Origin of the sequence: Streptomyces sp. NPDC059740, from assembly GCF_042733155.1 — a bacterium.
In the GTDB taxonomy this organism is placed as follows: Bacteria; Actinomycetota; Actinomycetes; order Streptomycetales; family Streptomycetaceae; genus Streptomyces.
Map to the genome: position 1 here is coordinate 158036 of NZ_JBHWGP010000014.1, position 16952 is coordinate 174987.

13 protein-coding genes and 1 pseudogene are annotated in these 16952 nt (G+C 70.7%); 11 read left to right on the forward strand and 3 right to left on the reverse strand.

Annotated elements, in window-relative coordinates; translation table 11 throughout:
* The first annotated feature begins 59 nt into the window (after positions 1–59).
* Together ACFV3R_RS18995 and ACFV3R_RS19000 are read left to right on the forward strand one after the other, a co-directional pair.
* Complete coding sequence (locus ACFV3R_RS18995; RefSeq protein WP_385583800.1) at positions 60–1127, forward strand: DUF6282 family protein; 1068 nt, start codon at positions 60–62, stop codon at positions 1125–1127.
* Between the two features lie 120 nt (positions 1128–1247).
* Positions 1248–1799, forward strand: a complete 552-nt coding sequence (locus tag ACFV3R_RS19000; RefSeq protein WP_385583803.1) for a carboxymuconolactone decarboxylase family protein — start codon at positions 1248–1250, stop codon at positions 1797–1799.
* A gap of 163 nt (positions 1800–1962) precedes the next feature.
* Here ACFV3R_RS19000 and ACFV3R_RS19005 read toward each other — a convergent pair whose 3' ends face one another.
* Positions 1963–2901 (reverse strand): Ig-like domain-containing protein, encoded by a 939-nt coding sequence (locus tag ACFV3R_RS19005; RefSeq protein ID WP_385583861.1) that lies wholly within the window; start codon positions 2899–2901, stop codon positions 1963–1965.
* A gap of 732 nt (positions 2902–3633) precedes the next feature.
* Between ACFV3R_RS19005 and ACFV3R_RS19010 the strand changes: the two genes are divergently transcribed.
* The 3 genes and pseudogenes from ACFV3R_RS19010 to ACFV3R_RS19020 form a co-directional block, all read left to right on the forward strand.
* Positions 3634–4029: a hypothetical protein gene (locus ACFV3R_RS19010; RefSeq protein ID WP_385583806.1), complete on the forward strand. Its 396-nt coding sequence runs from the start codon at positions 3634–3636 to the stop codon at positions 4027–4029.
* A 377-nt stretch (positions 4030–4406) separates the two neighbouring features.
* Positions 4407–6431 (forward strand): ATP-binding cassette domain-containing protein, encoded by a 2025-nt coding sequence (locus tag ACFV3R_RS19015; RefSeq protein WP_385583808.1) that lies wholly within the window; start codon positions 4407–4409, stop codon positions 6429–6431.
* A 58-nt stretch (positions 6432–6489) separates the two neighbouring features.
* Positions 6490–7527 (forward strand): annotated as a pseudogene (locus ACFV3R_RS19020) (methyltransferase); the annotation flags it as partial.
* A gap of 134 nt (positions 7528–7661) precedes the next feature.
* On the opposite strand, the gene ACFV3R_RS19025 reads toward ACFV3R_RS19020, so the two are convergent.
* Positions 7662–8555, reverse strand: coding sequence for a LysR family transcriptional regulator (locus tag ACFV3R_RS19025; protein WP_385583811.1), 894 nt, complete (start codon positions 8553–8555; stop codon positions 7662–7664).
* 101 nt (positions 8556–8656) lie between these two features.
* Here ACFV3R_RS19025 and ACFV3R_RS19030 point away from each other — a divergent pair, with 101 nt between their 5' ends.
* The 6 genes from ACFV3R_RS19030 to ACFV3R_RS19055 all read left to right on the forward strand — a co-directional run bounded on the left by ACFV3R_RS19030 (position 8657) and on the right by ACFV3R_RS19055 (position 14873).
* Entirely contained in the window at positions 8657–9745 is a 1089-nt protein-coding gene (locus ACFV3R_RS19030) for an alcohol dehydrogenase catalytic domain-containing protein (protein WP_385583813.1), read from the forward strand.
* Between the two features lie 267 nt (positions 9746–10012).
* The gene (gene cpt, locus ACFV3R_RS19035) at positions 10013–10546 is read left to right on the forward strand and encodes a chloramphenicol phosphotransferase CPT (protein WP_385583816.1); all 534 of its coding nucleotides are present in this window, start codon (positions 10013–10015) and stop codon (positions 10544–10546) included.
* 330 nt (positions 10547–10876) lie between these two features.
* Positions 10877–11905, forward strand: coding sequence for an ABC transporter ATP-binding protein (locus ACFV3R_RS19040; protein ID WP_385583819.1), 1029 nt, complete (start codon positions 10877–10879; stop codon positions 11903–11905).
* 17 nt (positions 11906–11922) lie between these two features.
* Positions 11923–13125, forward strand: a complete 1203-nt coding sequence (locus ACFV3R_RS19045; RefSeq protein WP_385583822.1) for an ABC transporter substrate-binding protein — start codon at positions 11923–11925, stop codon at positions 13123–13125.
* A 68-nt stretch (positions 13126–13193) separates the two neighbouring features.
* Positions 13194–13997: an ABC transporter permease gene (locus ACFV3R_RS19050; RefSeq protein ID WP_385583865.1), complete on the forward strand. Its 804-nt coding sequence runs from the start codon at positions 13194–13196 to the stop codon at positions 13995–13997.
* Between the two features lie 60 nt (positions 13998–14057).
* A complete protein-coding gene (locus ACFV3R_RS19055; protein ID WP_385583827.1) occupies positions 14058–14873 on the forward strand; it encodes an ABC transporter permease in 816 nt (271 codons plus the stop codon).
* A 204-nt stretch (positions 14874–15077) separates the two neighbouring features.
* Here the strand turns inward: ACFV3R_RS19055 and ACFV3R_RS19060 are convergent, their stop codons facing one another.
* Positions 15078–16925 (reverse strand): NAD-binding lipoprotein, encoded by a 1848-nt coding sequence (locus ACFV3R_RS19060; protein ID WP_385583830.1) that lies wholly within the window; start codon positions 16923–16925, stop codon positions 15078–15080.
* Between the last annotated feature and the right edge of the window lie 27 nt (positions 16926–16952).

A 16952-nucleotide genomic window follows, 5' to 3' on the forward strand; every position in this document is an offset into this window, starting at 1 on the left:
GCACGGCGCGGCGGGGGACCACCCGCAGGACCCACCCACACGGAAGGCGAACGAGGATCATGGACGACATCTCCGGTGACCGGGAGCTGATGGCCGAGGCCGGGCTCCGCCGTCCCAACAGCGCCCCCCACGACCGTTTCCTGGCCGCCTACCGGGCCCGCATGGGCTACCGCGACACGCCGCTGCAGCCGCCGGCCGTCCACGGCGTGGAAGGCGCGATCGACATCCACTGCCACGCCCACGAGGGCCAGCAGGACGCGCTCGCGGTGGCCAAGACGGCCGCCGCGAGCGGCATGGGCGGACTGCTGTTCAAGAGCAGCCTGGGCATGAGGCGTCCGGACGTGGCCGGCCCCGCCGGGGTGATCCGGGAGGTCGACGCCGACCTGCGGCGCTGGTGCGAGGAGACCGGCGTGGCGCCGATCAGCCTGTGGGCGGGCTGGATCACCAGCTTCACCAAGGGGCTGCCGATGCTGGAGGCCGCCCGCACCCAGTTGGCGGACGGCGTCAAGGCGGTGTGGATGCCGGTCTTCCGCAGCGCCAACACGCTCAGCAAGGTCGGTGGGCCGCCGATCTGGTGGGGCGGCAGCACCGACCCGGGCGAGTGGAGCGACCCGCTGCCCTGGGAGCAGGCCCTCAAGGTCGGTGAGCACACACTGGACGCGCGCGGCCGGCTCAAGCCGGAGTACCGGGAGGTCTTCGCGATGGCCGCCGACCACGACGTGATGGTCTCCTTCGGGCACGCGACCCACGAGGAGATCTTCGCCATGGCCGAGGTGGTGCGCGAGCTGAACATCACCAAGGCCGTGGTGGACCATCCCTTCAGCCCGGTCATCGATCTGACGGTCGCCCAGATGCGGGAGTTGACGTCGGCGGGTGTCTACATGAACTTCACCTACGACGAGATCTCCCCGCTGCTCGGCGTCAACCCGGCCGACATGGCCGCAGCCGTCCTGGAGCTGGGCACCGACCGCGTCACCTTGTCCAGCGACGCCGGCGAGCCGCTGTTCCCGCACACCGTCGAGGCCATCCGCTTGGTGCGGGCCCACATGCGGGCGTTCGGACTCAGCGAGGAGCAGGCGCACCAGGTGTGTGTGGTCAACCCCGGTGTGCTCATGGGAGCGAGGTGAGGCGGCGGCCCGGCACGCCGCCGCGCGGGGCCCGGCCCAGCCCGGCGACGCAGCCGTCGACCACCGCTCCTGAGACCTGACCGCCCTCCCCCGCCCGGCCCCGCAACCGAGGAGGAACCCGTGGCCTTCCTGTCCGCACTGCCCGCCGACGCCACCGTCATGGACGTACTGAAGACGTTTCCCGAGCCCGCGGGTCCGCTGATCGACTACCACCAGGTCGTACTCCGCGGTCCGTCCGAACTCACCGTGGGGGAACGGGAGCTGATCGCCGCGTTCGTGTCGGGGCTGAACGCGTGCCACTACTGCTGCGGGGTGCACGGGGCGGTCGCCGAGCGTTTCGGCATCGAGCCCGGCCTCCTCACCGCGCTGCTGGTGGACGTCGCCACCGCACCGGTGCGCGAGTCCTTGAAGCCGCTGTTCGCCTACGTGCGCAAGCTCACCCGGGAACCGAGCCGCATGACCGCAGCCGACGCCGAGGCCGTCCTCGACTGCGGCTGGCAGCAGCGGACCCTGTACGACGCGGTGTCCGTGTGCGCCCTGTTCAACCTGATGAACCGGATCGTCGAGGGAACCGGTGTACGGGCGCCGGACGAGCACTACTTCAGCGCCGCCGCACAGCGCCTCTCCGCCGATCCGGAGTTCTCCGGCTACCGCACGCCGGACACTCCGTGACACCGGCCGTGCAGACCCTGCGGCGGCGCGGCCCGGCGGACGCCTTCGGAGCCTTCCGGGGCCCCGGTACCGGGGGCGTGGCAGCGCGGGCGGGGCGTGACAGTGCGGGAGCCCGCCGAGCCGGTCTCGTCCCGAGGGCCCCCGAACCGCCGGCGTCAGTGCCTCACAGCGTTGAGGTCGTGCCCTCTCCTGACGCGCTGCCCGCGAGCCACTGGTCCCAGTCCAGGTTGAACGCGGCGTAGCCGTTGTCGGCCGGGGCCTTGGCCCGGGGGGAGCCGGTGATGGTGACCGGGTCGCCCTGCTTGACCTGGCCGTAGAACCACTTGGCGTTGGAGAGGGACAGGTGGACGCAGCCGTGCGAGCCCCGGGCGCTGCCGCTGCCCGGCTGGGGGTCGCCGGTCGAGTAGTGCACGTAGGTGCCGGACTGGGTCAGGTGGACGTCCCAGGGCAGCGTCAGGTCGTAGTAGTTGGCGCTGCCCTTCTGGCAGCTGATGCCCACGCTGCAGGAGGTCATGTGGACCTTCTCCTGCTTGTCGATGACGGCCATCGTGCCGTTCCACGTCGGGTACTGGGCGCTGCCGGCGTTGATCGGCAGGGTGCGCACCGTCGCGCCGTTGCGGGTCACCTTCATGGTGTGGCCGGTCACCGAGACGTCCGCGCGCACGTCGTCGCCGACTTTGAAGGTGTGCGTGTAACTGTGCACGCCGTAGCGTCCGTTGCCGTTGCTGACGCCCTTCATGTCGGCCTCGACCTTCACCTTGGTGCCGGAGGGCCAGTACGTCTTGGGGCGCCAGTCGGCACGCTTGTCACCGAACCAGTGCCAGGCGCCGGCCACCGGCTGCGAGGCACTCACCTTCATGTGCTTCTCGACCGCGGCCCGGGCCTTCTGCGCCACCGGATTGGTGAAGACCACCGAGATCGGCATGGCCACACCGACCGTGGTGCCTGTCTGCGGGGTGATCGTCTCCAGCAGCATCGGCGGCCCCGCGGGCTTCGTCGGGGAGGGGGAGGCGCTCGCACCCGGCTTGTCCGACGCCTTCGCGTCGTCCCCGCTCGCCTGCGTGCTGCCGCCTCCGCTGCAGGCGCTCACACCCACCAGCATCACACCCGTGGCCAGTGCCATACCTATGCCGCCGTTGCGCCGTCCCACGACCTGCCCCACTCTTTAGCTGTCCAGCCCTGACGGGCCCACCTCACTGCCAGACACCTGGGAGGCGGACCCCAGTTGCGTGCGTGCGCGTAAAACCTTCCCCAAAGCCCGGCACCCGACACACAGCCCGGCCCGACACGGCAAGCCGGCGGATGCCGTGCCCACCCCCCGCGAGCCGGCGAGCGCCTCAAGGGGGCCTGCCGCCCACCACCTGTCGCACGGGGCCGGCGCCCCCGTCGCGTCCCCGGGGCAACCCGTCCGGCGACGCCGGTGCTGCCGGGCCCGGTGAGGACGTTCGCCCCGTGTCGTCGGACGACAAAATGCCCGGCAGGCCGAATGCTTTCTTCGCGGAATCCGGAAGTGGCGGGTTGAGGACGGAGGACCGGGGGAATCGTTTATCCAGGCGAATCGTTCGGTGCCTCACGTCGCGCCATCGGCATCCGCATCGACACCGCGGACACACGGAGACGGATGTGCGGAGGTTTCTGCTTCTTCCTCCTTCTCCAGTTTTCACGCCCCCCGCACGCTCCCCGTGCGCGGTGATGCCACCAGGCACGTACCGGCGTGGAATTCCGCCGCCCTGCCGTCCCCACATCGGGCGGCTTGCCGACTGACGGGGCCCTTCTCGGGGATACCGATCGCGAAAGGACCGCGATCCGTGGTCCCGCCTGAGAAGAGGAAAGCATGCGTCCATCTGTGGTGCTCCGGACCGTGGCAGGGCTTGCGGTCGTCTCCGCCCTGGCCACTGTCCCCGCCGCGCACGCGACCACCAGTTCCCCGCGAACGGGGAACCCCACGATCGCGGCACCCGCCACGAACAAGCTCCAGGCGAATCCCCGGACGGTCAAAGTGCGCGAGGAGGTGGAGTATTCAGGCCGGACCTCCGGCATCAGGGCCGGTACCAGGGTGCAGCTCCAGCAGCTGATCGGCAATCACTGGACCAACGTGCAGGGCAAGACGGACACCATCACGAACAACGCCTACACCATCAAGGACGACTTCAGGACTTCCGGCAAGAAGTCCATGCGTACCGTCGCGGCGAACGTGCACTCGAACACGGTTTTCGTCACCGTGAAGTGACGCGTCCGCACGCCGGACGGTGCGGACGGCCGCCAGGGAACTGACGACGCCGGACAGAAGCTCCCGCCGGGTCACCGGCGGGAGCTTCGCGTCCGGGCGCACACGGCAGGACCCGGATCAGGGCTCCTCCGGTAGCTGGAGAGTCGCTCCGATCCGACCGCACACAGCGGCAGCGCCCGAGCATCGGCGTTTCGGCCAGGCTCGCCCCGCCCTCGATCGCTTGTGCGGCAAGGGCCGGTGCACTGCACCCCTGCGGAGAACCGCTTGTACGCGGACGCCGAACTCGTCCGAAAGAGCATGCGTTCGACATCGCGGCGCCGTCGTTGAACACCCCGACACGGCCCGTACCGTCCGCGAGGGGGAAGACAGTGACGTCAGTGGCATCAAGTGGCGACGAGACGGCAGAACCGCCGGAAGCCGTGTCCTCCGGCACCGTCTCGGACGCTGAACGGGAGCTCTACGGCGGCCGGCTGCGCTACGACCAGTCCTGGGTCCGTCATGAAGGCTCGGTGGCGCGACTGAGATTCGGGCGCATGGCAGCCGCGCTCCCCCGCATGGTGGGGACGGTGCTGCGCACCGGATGGCAGACGGACCCCCGGGCGCTCACCGGCGTCGTGGTGGCGCAGCTCGGGCAGGGCGTGACGGCCGGCTGGGGCCTGGTGGCGGTCAACAGCGTCCTCACACAGCTGTTCGCCGACGGCCCGACCGCGGACAAGCTCCGCGAGGCACTGCCGTCGCTGGCGGTGCTCGCCTTCGCCGCGGTGGCCACTGCGGCACTGTCGGCGTGGTCGACGGCCATGTCCGGGCGTCTTGAACCGCAGGTGGAGCGGGCGGTGTCCGCCCGGTACTACACGGCCGTCACCGGTGTGGAGGTGGAGGCGACAGAACGGCCGGAGGTCCAGCGGGTACTGGAAGCGGGGAGGTTCGGCACTGACTCCGCCCGCAGCATGCTGCGGCTGTCGGTCGGTGTGGGCAACGTGGTGATCGGCATGGCGGCGGCTGCGGTCGTACTCGCGGCGCTGCACTGGGCGCTGCTGCCGATGCTGCTGGCGATCGCCCTGCCCAAGGGGTGGGGGGCGGTCCGCTCCGCGCGCCGGGACTACCTCTCGCGGCTGAACTGGGTCGACCACCGCAGGGCGATCGCCTCCCTGCTGGCCTACCTGACCCGCCCGCACGCCGCCGGGGAGCTTCGCGTGCACGCCGCCGGCAGAAAGCTGCTGTCCGGCTACGAGGAGATGTCGCGGCAGACGGAGGCCGAACAGCGGCGCCTGGCCCGGGCGCAGGCATCCACGGACCTGGTCGCGGGAGCCTTCGCCGGCCTGGCATCGCTGGCCTGTTACGGCGTGCTGTGGTGGCTGCTGGCGACCGGAGGTCTGCCGCTCGCCGTCGGCGGGACCGCGGTGATCGCCATCCGCACCTCGACGGCGCGGCTCACGTCGCTGGTGCAGCAGGTCAACCGGCTGTACGAGGAGCTGCTCTACCTCACCGACACGGAGGACGCCATCAGGGTGGCAGGGGAGAACGCCATCCCGCTGACCGGAACGCCGTTGCCCACGCCGGTGCGGGAGGTACGCACGGAGGCGGTGTCGTTCACCTACCCCGGGGCGGACTCCCCCGCCCTGCAGGACGTCAGCGTGCGCATTCCCCGGGGGAAGGTGACGGCTCTGGTGGGGGCCAACGGGTCGGGGAAGACCACCTTGACGAAGGTGCTGGCCGGCCTTCTGCTGCCCTCGCAGGGAAGCGTGTGGTGGGAGGGCGACTCGGGCCGCCCTGTCGAGCTCCGTGAGGCGGACCGGTCCCAGGTCTTCGCCGCGGTCGGGGTGCTGGCGCAGGACTTCCCGCGCTGGGAGATGACGGCGGCGGCGAACGTGGCCATCGGCGCCGGCGACCGCCCCCGGGACATGGACCGCGTGCGCACGGCCACTGCGGAGGCAGGCGTGCTCGACCTGATCGAGGGCCTCCCGCACGGCTGGGACTCGATCGTCTTCAAGGGCTACGAACGCGGCGTGCAGCTCTCGGGCGGTCAGTGGCAGAAGCTGGGGACCGCGCGTATCCGGTACCGGCAGGCGCCGTTCCTGCTGGTCGATGAGCCCACCAGTGCGCTGGACCCGCATGCGGAAATCGCCTCGTTCCAGGGGCTGTGGTCGATGGCCGAGCAGGGCCACGCGGTCGTGCTCGTCACCCACCGGCTCGCCGCGACCATGAAGGCCGACCACATCTACGTGCTCGACCAGGGGTGTGTCGTCGAGGACGGCGACCACGAAGACCTCATGGCACGCGAGGGCGGCCTGTATCAGGGCATGTTCCACGCCCAGGCCGCCCAGTACGGAATCGCCCCCGGAGCCGACCTGCTTCCCGGCCCCCGCGGCGTCCACTCTCCCAAGCAGGAGACGGCGAGCTGACGCAGCCACGCCACCTCCCCAGGCCGCCCTCGCACCTCTCGGCCTGAAAGGGATCGTCATGCCTCACCCTTCTCCTTCACGCTGCCAGGTTCGCCCGAGCGCGGACTGCGCCGTCCTGCCTGCCGGCACACCAGGACCACCCCGGCAATCGAGTCCCCTCACCGCTGCTGAGGAGCACCTCGTGGCGTACAACCGCTCGGACTGGTCCACGCACTACGACGAGGGGAAGGGCTTTCGGCCTCTGCGGGAGGTGGAGCGCGAGCTGTTGACCCGGCACACGCCCGCCTCCCGAGGCGGCCGGGCACTGGACGTGGGGTGCGGTACCGGTGAGCTCGCCGCCTACCTCGCTGCACTCGGCTACGAGGTCGACGCCGTCGACTTCGCCGAAGGCGCCTTGGTTCGCGCTCGCACGGAACACGCGGGCGCGCGGGTGCGGTGGAGGTGTCTGGACATCGAAGGCGATGACACCGACCGGCTGCACGAGGAGGGTTATGACCTGATCACCCTTCGCCTGGTGCTCGCCTTCGTACAGGACCGCACCAGGGTGCTGCGGGATCTCGCGTCCCGCCTGCGCGCCGGAGGGGCCCTGGTCGTCATCACCCCCCTCGAAGCACGCACCCCCGAGGAGCGGAGGCTGACCGCCCTCGACGAGACGGAGGTGGCACTGCTCACGCAGGGCTGGGAACAGGTACGGCGATCCGACGCCGACGGGTTGGAGTTCCTGGTGCTGCGGGGCCCGGGCGGCACGTACGAGGTAGTGGAGAAGGGCGTCCCGGCACCGCAGGCGATCCTCGGCTCGGCGGTGGTGGTGGCGGACGGCAACGGCCGTGTCCTGCTGGGGCGATCCACCCGCGGCATGTGTGAGCTGCCCGGCGGGCGCGTCGAGACCGGCGAGTCCGTGCAGCAGGCGGCGGTGCGGGAGCTGGCCGAGGAGACCACGCTGTGTGCCGGCGTCGAGGACACCCATCTGCTGACGATCCTGCACGACGACCGCGCAGACGTCCGAAGGGTCACCGCCGTGGTCCGCGTCTCCACCTGGAACGGCACGCCCGAGGTGGCCGAGGCGCACCGCTTCACTCGCTGGGAGTGGCACGACCTCCACACGCTGACCACCATCGGAGCGCTCTTCGCGCCGAGTGCTGCGGCCCTGGATACGGTGTGGCCCGGCGTACTCCCGGGACTCCCCCCGGTGCTCTCCTGTCCCGTCAGGTGCCCGGCCTTGGTGGCGGTTCAGGCGGTCGCAGTGATCGCTCGGGTGACGGCGGCGATCGCCGGGGTGGGGTGGCCGGGGAGGCGGGCCACGAGCACCCGGCGGATCTCGGAGGGCACCCCGTCGACGCGCAGCAGGCTCACCCCGGTCGGCAGCACCGGTGAGAGCCGGGACGGCACCGTCGTCACGCCGAAGCCTCCGGCGACCAGCTGGAGCTTCGTCAGCCAGTCGCGCGCGGTGTGGACGACGCGAGGCCGTCCGGGCAGGCCGGGCCAGACGCCGAGCAGCGGCTCGGAGCTCGACGAGGGGGTGGCGATCCACCCGGCGTCGACCAGCTCGTCGACGTGCACGGTGGTGCGGCCGGCGAACTCCCCGGTCGAGGGCACCGCCACGGCCAGTTCGGTGTCCGCGACGGTCTCGACGTGCAGGCGCGGCGAGTCACCGTCGAAGGGCCGGTGGGGTGGCCGGGACGTCAGTACGGCGAGGTCGAGCGAGCCCGCGCGCAGCGCCCGGATCAGGGTGGGCGTGGTGCCCTCGCTGGTGCGGGCCGTGATCTGCGGGTCGGCGGCCGCGAGGTGGGCGAGTGCGGCGGGCAGGACCGCCGCGCCTGCGCTCGGGACCACTCCGAGCCGCACCAGTTCGGTCCGCGGGAGGGCCCCGGTGAGTGCACGCTCAGCCGTTGCGAGCGAGGCCAGGACCGTATGGGCGTGCCGCAGCAGGGTCAGGCCGGAGGGAGTGAGCCGCACCCCGTCCGGGCGGCGCTCGAACAGGGCGGTGCCGACGCTGCGTTCGAGGGCGGCGGCCTGGCGTGAGACGGCCGACTGCGTGTAGCCGAGTCGGGCAGCTGCCGCGGTGAAACTGCCCGACTCGGCGATCTGCCGCAGGACCCGCAGTCCCGCGCTGGAGATGTCCATGCGGTATACGCATACCACAGATGCTAGATCCTCGCTTCCCGCATGCCCCTCCGGCTCCTAGTGTCGATCCCGCGAACAGGGACGAACACGGAGGTCATCAGGTGCGAGCAGCAGTTCTGACGGAGTTCGGCGCCCCGCTCACGGTGCGGGAGGTGCCCGACCCCGCGGCCGGGGGCGGTGAGGTGGTGGTCGAGGTCCTCGCCGCCGGCGTGGCGCCCTACGCGGCCGAAGTCTTCGGCGGCAAGCGGAACTACCCCCTCGTCCCTCCTGTCGTGCCCGGTGTCGGCGGCGTGGGGCGGATCGTCCACGTCGGTCCGGACGCCACCAGGCTGCGCGTCGGCGACCTGGTGTGGTGCGACTCGACGGTGCGCTCGCGGGACGACGCCCTGACGCCCGACATCACGCTCCAGGGCTGGAGCTCGCGCGGCGAGGGCGGCGCGCGTCTCGCCCGGCACCTGCACGACGGTGCGTTCGCCGAACTCATGCGGGTCCCGACGGAGAACGTCTTCCCGTTGCCCACCGCGGCAGGCGACGATCCGGCCCGCTGGGCCGCGCTCACCGTGCACACCATCTCCTACGGGGGATTGCTGGCGGGCGGGCTCGCAGCCGGCGAGACGCTGCTCGTCAGCGGGGCCACCGGCAACCTCGGCAGCAGCGCGGTTGCGGTCGCCCTCGCGATGGGTGCCGGCCGCGTGGTCGCCCCCGGCCGCAACCAGGCCGTGCTCCGCCTCCTGGCCGACCGGTTCGGTCCACGGTTGTGCCCGGTCCAGCTGACCGGAGACGAGGCAACCGACCGCGCGGCGATGTCCGCGGCCGCCGACGGCCCGGTCGACATGGTGATCGACATGCTCCCGCCGAGCGCACCCAGCTCGGTGTCGCGCACGGCGGCCATGACCGTGCGCGAGTACGGCCGCGTCGTCCTCATGGGCGGCGTCGGCATGCTCGGTGGCGACGACCTCGCACTCCCCTACCCGTGGATCATGCGCAACTCGATCACCGTGCGCGGGCAGTGGATGTACCCGCGCACAGCCAACGTCGGCATCATCCGTCTGCTCGCCTCGGGCGCTCTGGCCCTCGCCCCCGAACGGGTCCGGTCGTTCGGCCTTGACGCTGTCAACGACGCCGTCGTGTACGCCGCCGAGCACGGTGGCCCGTTCGACCGCACCAGCCTCCTCCCCTCGGCCGGCTGACAAGGCCCGGGGCTGCGTCGGCATCGCCGGAGGTGTCATGGGCGTGCCCGACGTGGTGGCCCTCGCGCGCCGGGAGCCGTGCCGCGTGGCCGGTGCGGATGCGTCCCGAGGTGGTGGGGAGGCACCGCCTGTGGCAACGGAGGCCGGCGGCGAGCGCTGGAAACGCCTGCTGGTGCTGTGATCGTGAAGGTGTACCGGTTCCGGCAGGCCGGCAGCCTTCGCGGGAAACCGCTTCGACGGTTGCTGCGCTTCCTCTACTGTGGCGCGGTGACGGCTGACGTGATCGTACTCAACGGTGGTTCCAGCTCGGGGAAATCCGGTATCGCCCGGTGTCTGCAGGCGGTCCTGCCGGAACCGTGGCTGGCCCTCGGGACCGACACGCTGGTCGACGCGATGCCCGCGTCCATGCGGGCGTCGGATGCGGGCATCGAGTTCGCTCCGGACGGACGGGTGGCCATCGGCCCGGAGTTCCGGGCCCTGGAAGCGGCATGGATCGAAGGGGTCGCCGCCATGGCCCGTGCGGGGGCCCGGGTGATCGTCGACGAGGTCTTCCTCGGCGGAGCGGACTCACAGGGGCGATGGCGGAAGGCTCTGGGCGGACTTCGGGTGGTGTGGGTCGGTGTCCGGTGTGACAGTGCGGTTGCCGCAGGTCGTGAGGTCGCACGGGGCGATCGGGTCGCCGGCATGGCGGCGTCCCAGGCGGATGTGGTCCACCGGGGCGTGGTCTACGACCTGGAGGTGGACACCACGCACGCCGAGTCGATGCAGTGCGCACGGACCATCGCCGCACGGCTCGGCTGATCGGCGGCTCGGCCGACTGGCACTGTGACCGCAGCGCGGGGACGACCAGGCCTTCGGTCGGACGGGTGTTCCGGCTTCAACTGCCGTGCCCCGGGCCCCCGGTAACCGGCTCGTCCGCGGGCTCCGGGACTACGGTGAGCCCTGCGGCCGTCCTTCACACACCTGTTCCGTGGCATGACACGGATGCCGGCTCCCGGTGCGCGCGAGGCGGACTTCGATGATTGTGACGCGCTCTCGTGGGGCAGTGCATTACTTGCGAACGCCCCCTGCCGGGGGATGCCGTCGTGCCTCTATGATCCAGTCCCCGCCGGGTCCAGGAAGGCCGCCTTCATGCCGCCAAGCGCGATTCGACTGCGGAACGTACGCAAGTCGTTCGGCCGGACCACCGCTGTCTCGGGCGTCGACCTGGAGGTCGGGGACGGGGAGTTCTTCTCCCTGCTGGGGCCCTCAGGATCCGGCAAGACCACGGTGCTGCGGATGGTCGCCGGTTTCGAGGAGCCCACCGAAGGCACCATCGAGCTGGCCGGACGGGACGTCACCGGTCGTGCGCCGTTCGAGCGGGACGTCCACACCGTGTTCCAGGACTACGCGCTCTTCCCGCACATGACGGTGGAGCAGAACGTCGCCTACGGACTCAAGGTGCGCGGGGTGCCCCGCCGCGAACGTGTGGAGCGGACGCACGCGGCGCTGCGGTCAGTGCGCCTGGAGGGCTACGGCAAGCGGCGCCCCTCCCAGCTCTCCGGTGGACAGCGTCAGCGCGTCGCCCTGGCCAGGGCACTGGTGGGCCGCCCCGGTGTCCTGCTGCTCGACGAGCCCCTCGGAGCACTGGACCTGCAACTGCGGCAGGAGATGCAGGTCGAGCTCAAACAGCTGCAACGCGAGGTCGGCATCACCTTCGTCCTGGTGACTCACGACCAGGCGGAGGCACTGGCCATGAGCGACAGGATCGCCGTGCTGCACCGCGGCCGGGTCGAGCAGGTCGGCACGCCCGCGGACATCTACGAGCGTCCGGCGACCGCGTTCGTCGCAGGTTTCGTGGGCACCACCAACCTGCTGACCCACGAGGTGGCCGAGCGCGTCATCGGCATGCCGGGCTCCTACAGCGTCCGGCCGGAGAGAATACAAGTGCACGGCTGGAATGCCGTGTTCGAGCCCGGCGACCACTGCGTGGCGGCCGGCACGGTCGCCGACGTCGTATACCTCGGCGACGCCACCCGCTTCCTGGTGGACCTCGACGCGGGCGTGCGGCTCACCGCCCAGCAGCAGAACACGGAGTCCGGCTCCGCCGAGGTGTCCGCCTACCGCGGTTCCCGCGTCCGGTTGCGGTGGCTCAGGCGCCACAACCTGCCCATCCACTGAAGTGAAACGGAGAGTTCGTGCGACTGAACCGTGTGCTCACCACAGCCGTCGCCCTGGCCGCCATCGCCCTGGCCACCTCGTGCGACTCCTCCCCCGGCACGGACGGATCAACGGCCGCCGGCCCCTTCACCCCGCCCGAGATGACGGCGCAGAAGTCGCTCGGCAAGGGCGAAGGCGCGGTGAACCTCATCGCCTGGGCGGGTTACGTCGAGGACGGCTCCGACGACCCGAAGGTCGACTGGGTCCATCCGTTCGAGAAACAGACCGGCTGCCGGGTCAACGTCAAGATCGCCGGCACTTCCGACGACATGGTCAACCTGATGAAGACCGGTCAGTACGACGCCGTATCGGCCTCCGGTGACGCCTCGCTGCGCCTGGTCGCCTCCGGCGACGCGGCCCCGGTTAACACGCGTCTCGTGCCCCACTACAAGGACGTGTTCAGCAACCTCAAGATGCAGAAGTGGAACTCCGTGGACGGTGTCGCCTACGGCATCCCGCACGGTTACGGTGCCAACCTGCTCATGTACCGCACCGACGAGGTCTCGCCCGCACCCGACTCGTGGGGCACGGTGTTCGAGAAGGACTCCCCCTACCGCGGCCACGTCACCGCGTACGACTCCCCCATCTACATCGCCGACGCCGCCCTGTACCTGATGAAGACCAAGCCGTCTCTCGGCATCCGGAACCCCTACGCGCTGGACAAGAAGCAGTTCGACGCGTCCGTGGCACTGCTCAGGCAACAGAACGCCAATGTCGGCGAGTACTGGAGCGACTACCTCAAGGAGGTCTCCGCGTTCAAGAGCGGGGACTCCCGGATCGGCACCACCTGGCAGGTCATCGCCAACACGGCACGCGCGGAGAAGGCTCCGGTCAAGGCGTTCCTGCCGCGCGAGGGCTCCACCGGCTGGTCGGACACATGGATGCTCTCCAGCAAGGCCAGGCATCCCAACTGCGCCTACCGGTGGATGGACTGGATCGTCTCACCGAAGATCAACGCGCAGGTGGCACAGTACTTCGGTGAGGCGCCGGCCAACCGGTTGGCCTGCCGCTACACCATCGACAAGAACTTCTGCGCCGACTACCACGCGGGCGACAGCGCCTACTACGAACGCGTGTGGTTCTGGACCACTCCGATTCCGCAGTGTGTGGACGGCCGGAAGAACGTGAGCTGTGTGCCCTACGCGAAGTGGGTCCAGGCATGGACCGCCATCAAGGGGTGAGCGCCGTCTCCGGGTTCAGCCGGACGCTCGCCGGCGCCCTGCACCGCAGGCCCCGCGTCCGTCTGCTGATGTTGCTGTCGGCGCCGTTGACGTGGCTGGCCGTGGCCTATCTGGGCTCTCTGGCCGCCCTGTTCCTCTCCGCCTTCTGGACGACCGATCCGTTCACCTCCGATGTGGTGCGGACATGGAACGTGGACAACTTCAGGACGCTGTTCACCACCGGCGTGTACCGGGACGTCGCAGTGCGCAGCCTCGGAGTCGCGGTCGGGGTGACGGTGGTCGACATCGTGGTCGCCTTCCCGATCGCCTTCTACACGGCTCGGATCGCGCACCCGCGGTACCGTCGCCTGCTGCTGGTCGCGGTGCTCACCCCGCTGTGGGCGAGTTACCTCGTCAAGGCGTACGCGTGGCGGATCATCCTGTCCGAGGGCGGACCACTGGACTGGGCGCTGCGACCACTGGGACTCCACGGGCCGGGCTACGGACTCCCGGCCGTGATCGCCGTGCTGGCGTACCTGTGGCTGCCCTACATGATCCTGCCCATCCACACCGGCCTGGCCAACCTGCCCGACAGCCTGCTCGACGCCTCCGCCGACCTGGGAGCGAGGGCGTCGCGCACCTTCAGGTCCGTCCTGCTTCCGCTGGTCGTGCCCTCGATCGCGGCAGGATCGGTCTTCACCTTCTCACTGAGTCTCGGCGACTACATCGCGGTGCAGATCGTCGGCGGCAGGACCCAGTTGATCGGCAACCTCGTGTACTCCAACGTCACGCTCGACCTGCCGCTCGCAGCGGCACTGGGCATCATCCCGGTCGCCCTCGTCGTGCTGTACCTGCTGGCGGTACGGCGCACCGGGGCGCTGCGTGCGCTCTGAGCACCCCAGCCGCCTTGGCCCTCCCCGCGACCACCCGGCACACGGAAAGGCGACCGACCCATGCGACTCTCCCGACCGGCTCGGACGGCGTTGCGCATCGCGGCAGGTGTCGGCTTCGCCGTGCTCTACCTCCCGTTGCTGCTGGTCGTGCTCAACTCCCTGAACGCCTCTCCCGGCTTCGGCTGGCCTCCTTCCCGGCTCACAGCACAGTGGTGGGCCGACGCCTGGCACAGCCACGGGGCCCGCTCGGCGCTGTGGACCTCGGTACTGGCCGGACTGGGGGCCACCGGGATCGCGCTGGTACTCGGCACCGCGATCGCCTTCGCGGTGCAGCGCTACCGCTTCTTCGGGCGGGAGGCGATCGCGTTCGTCGTCATCCTGCCGATCGCGCTTCCCGGCGTCGTCACGGGCATCGCGCTCAACACCGCGTTCCGGGCGGTGCTGGAGCCGGTCGGTGTCCCGCTGGGGCTCATCACGGTGATCATCGGCCACGCCACCTTCTGCGTGGTGGTGGTCTTCAACAACGTGGTCGCGCGGCTGCGTCGCACCTCCGTTTCCTACGAGGAGGCGGCGGCCGACCTGGGCGCCGACTCCTTCCAGACCTTCCGCGACATCACGTTCCCCCTCGTGCGGTCCGCGCTGTTCGCGGGCGGGCTGCTCGCCTTCGCGCTGTCCTTCGACGAGATCGTCGTGACCACGTTCACCGCGGGTGCCGGCGTGCAGACGCTCCCCGTATGGATCTTCGGCAACATGGCTCGACCGCAACAGGCTCCCGTGGTCAACGTCGTGGCTGCGGCCCTGGTGGTGCTCTCGGTGATCCCCGTCTACTGTGCGCAGCGCCTCTCCTCGGACACCGCCTCGGGCGGCCGTCTCTGAGGGCTGTCCGGCGGACCTCGCCACGCTCTTCTGGCCGGCTCGTGGTGCCGGTCATGGGGCGGGGTGATCCGACGAACGCGCGGTGGGCTCGTCCGGAGCCGCAGTTGCCGGTGGCCGGCCCGAGCGGGTCGGCGGGAAGGCACCTCGTACCCGGGGCAGGACGACGCGGTCCTCCACGGAGACCTCACCACCGCAGTCGTCCCCTCATGGCTCGGAGCATGACCCGTCGGACGGGACCTGATCGTCCCGCATGATCGCGATGACGGTGTCGGCGGCACCGAAGGCCACGCGTTCACCCTTGTCGGGGTTGACCCGCACCCCGAACCGGGGGGTGGTGCCCGACCCCGCGTGGAGCCGGTAGCCGATGACGGACCGGTCGCGGCGGCGGCCGGAGGCCACGACGTCGGCGAAGGCGACCTCGCGGCCCAGAGGAACGTAGTCGGCGGCCGGGCCCAGGTGGACCCTGTTGCCGCCGGCGGTGAACAGTTCCTCGAACAGCGCGGCGGTGCGGGGGTTCTCGCTGATCTGTGTCATCAGGAGGCTGATGAGCCGGCCGCTGACGACGAAATCGGCTGCCGGGCTCATGGGGGCGATCAACCGGTTGCGGTCGTCGGACAGTTCGGCTGCCACGTGCAGTGACCGGCCCGCGGCCTGCCCGGCGGCCCGCAGGTGCAGCAAGGTTTCCAGTACGTGGTAGTCGGAGTCCGCGGTACTGACACTCCCCGTCGCCTCCGCGCCCAGCACGATCACGCTGTCGTAGGCCAGGACGTCCAGGTCGTGCGGGGCCCACGGTCCGACGGCCACGAGGTCGAGGCGCGCGTCCGGTCCCCCGTACCGGGCGAGCTGATCGATGATCAGCGGTGCCCTGCGGTTCCACCCCATGAGCAGCATCCGCGCCGGCCTGGTCTCGCGCGGTGCGGCCACGACGACGGCACTCCCGTCGAACGTCAGCGGCTCGTGAGACACGACCGCGGTGGTGTCGTTCTCCGTGATCAGGACGATGTGGTCCCCTGCGGCGATCACCGTGGAAGCGGGCGGGTTGAGCACGGGGCGCCCGTCGGGTCGCAGCAGGCCCACCACGCAGGATCGCGCGTAGGACAGCAGTGCCTCGCCGTAGGTCCGGCCGGTGAGTGCCGGCTCGTGGACGGTGTGGAACTCGCTGTCCTCGAAGTCCAGCAGTTCCCGGTGCACCAGGGACAGTCCGGGCTGCCGTGAGCACTGGGCGAGGAGGCGGGCGGTGATCGCGTCGATGTCCAGGACCCGGCCGCCCGGACCCGCCGCGAGCACCGCGGCCGTGTGGTGGGCGGGTTCGCGCACCGCGGCGACGACGGTGGTCGCGGCGGTGTCGCCGAGGACGGTGCCGAGGGCCAACAGCGTTCGCACCACCGTCCGGTCGCCCTCGTGGTCGAGCGGCGACAGGACGATGACCGCGGCGGCCGTGTGCGGGCTGACCCGGGCCAGGACGGCGGGGTCGGTGGGCGACCCGCTGCGGCAGACCACCCGCGTGGTCCCGGTGGCACCCACCTTGGTGGTGATCTCCTCCTCCATCTGCACCTTGTCCCGCGGGGCCAGCAGCGCCACGGTGGCTCTGCGCCGATGGGCGTTGGCCTTCGCCAGCTCGGAGATCACCGGGAACACCTGGTCCGACCAGCCGAGAACGACGGTGTGCCGCTGCTCCACGATCGTCGAGCGTCCGAGCCGGAGTTCGAGGATCTTGTCGTTCATGCCGGTGGTGATCACGCTGACGAGGGTGGAGACGAACAGCAGACTGACCAGGGCGAGCAGTACGGACAGCACGACGTACGCCGGGGCCCCGACCGCACCCCCGATCCGCAGCGTGGCACCGACGGTGGTCCACACCGCTGCCGCCTGCCCCGCCAAGGTGGTGGGTACGGGCCTGCCGACCAGCACCTGGGCCACGCTGACCGGAACGACGACGGCCAGACAGGCGAGGGTCAGGCAGGCCACCAGGGTGAGGGTGCTGCGGGCCAGGAAATTGTCGAACCAGTACCGCAGACGGGTACGGGTTCGCCCTCCGGTACGTCCGCGCATCCGCACGCCTCCCCGTCCCGCCCCTGT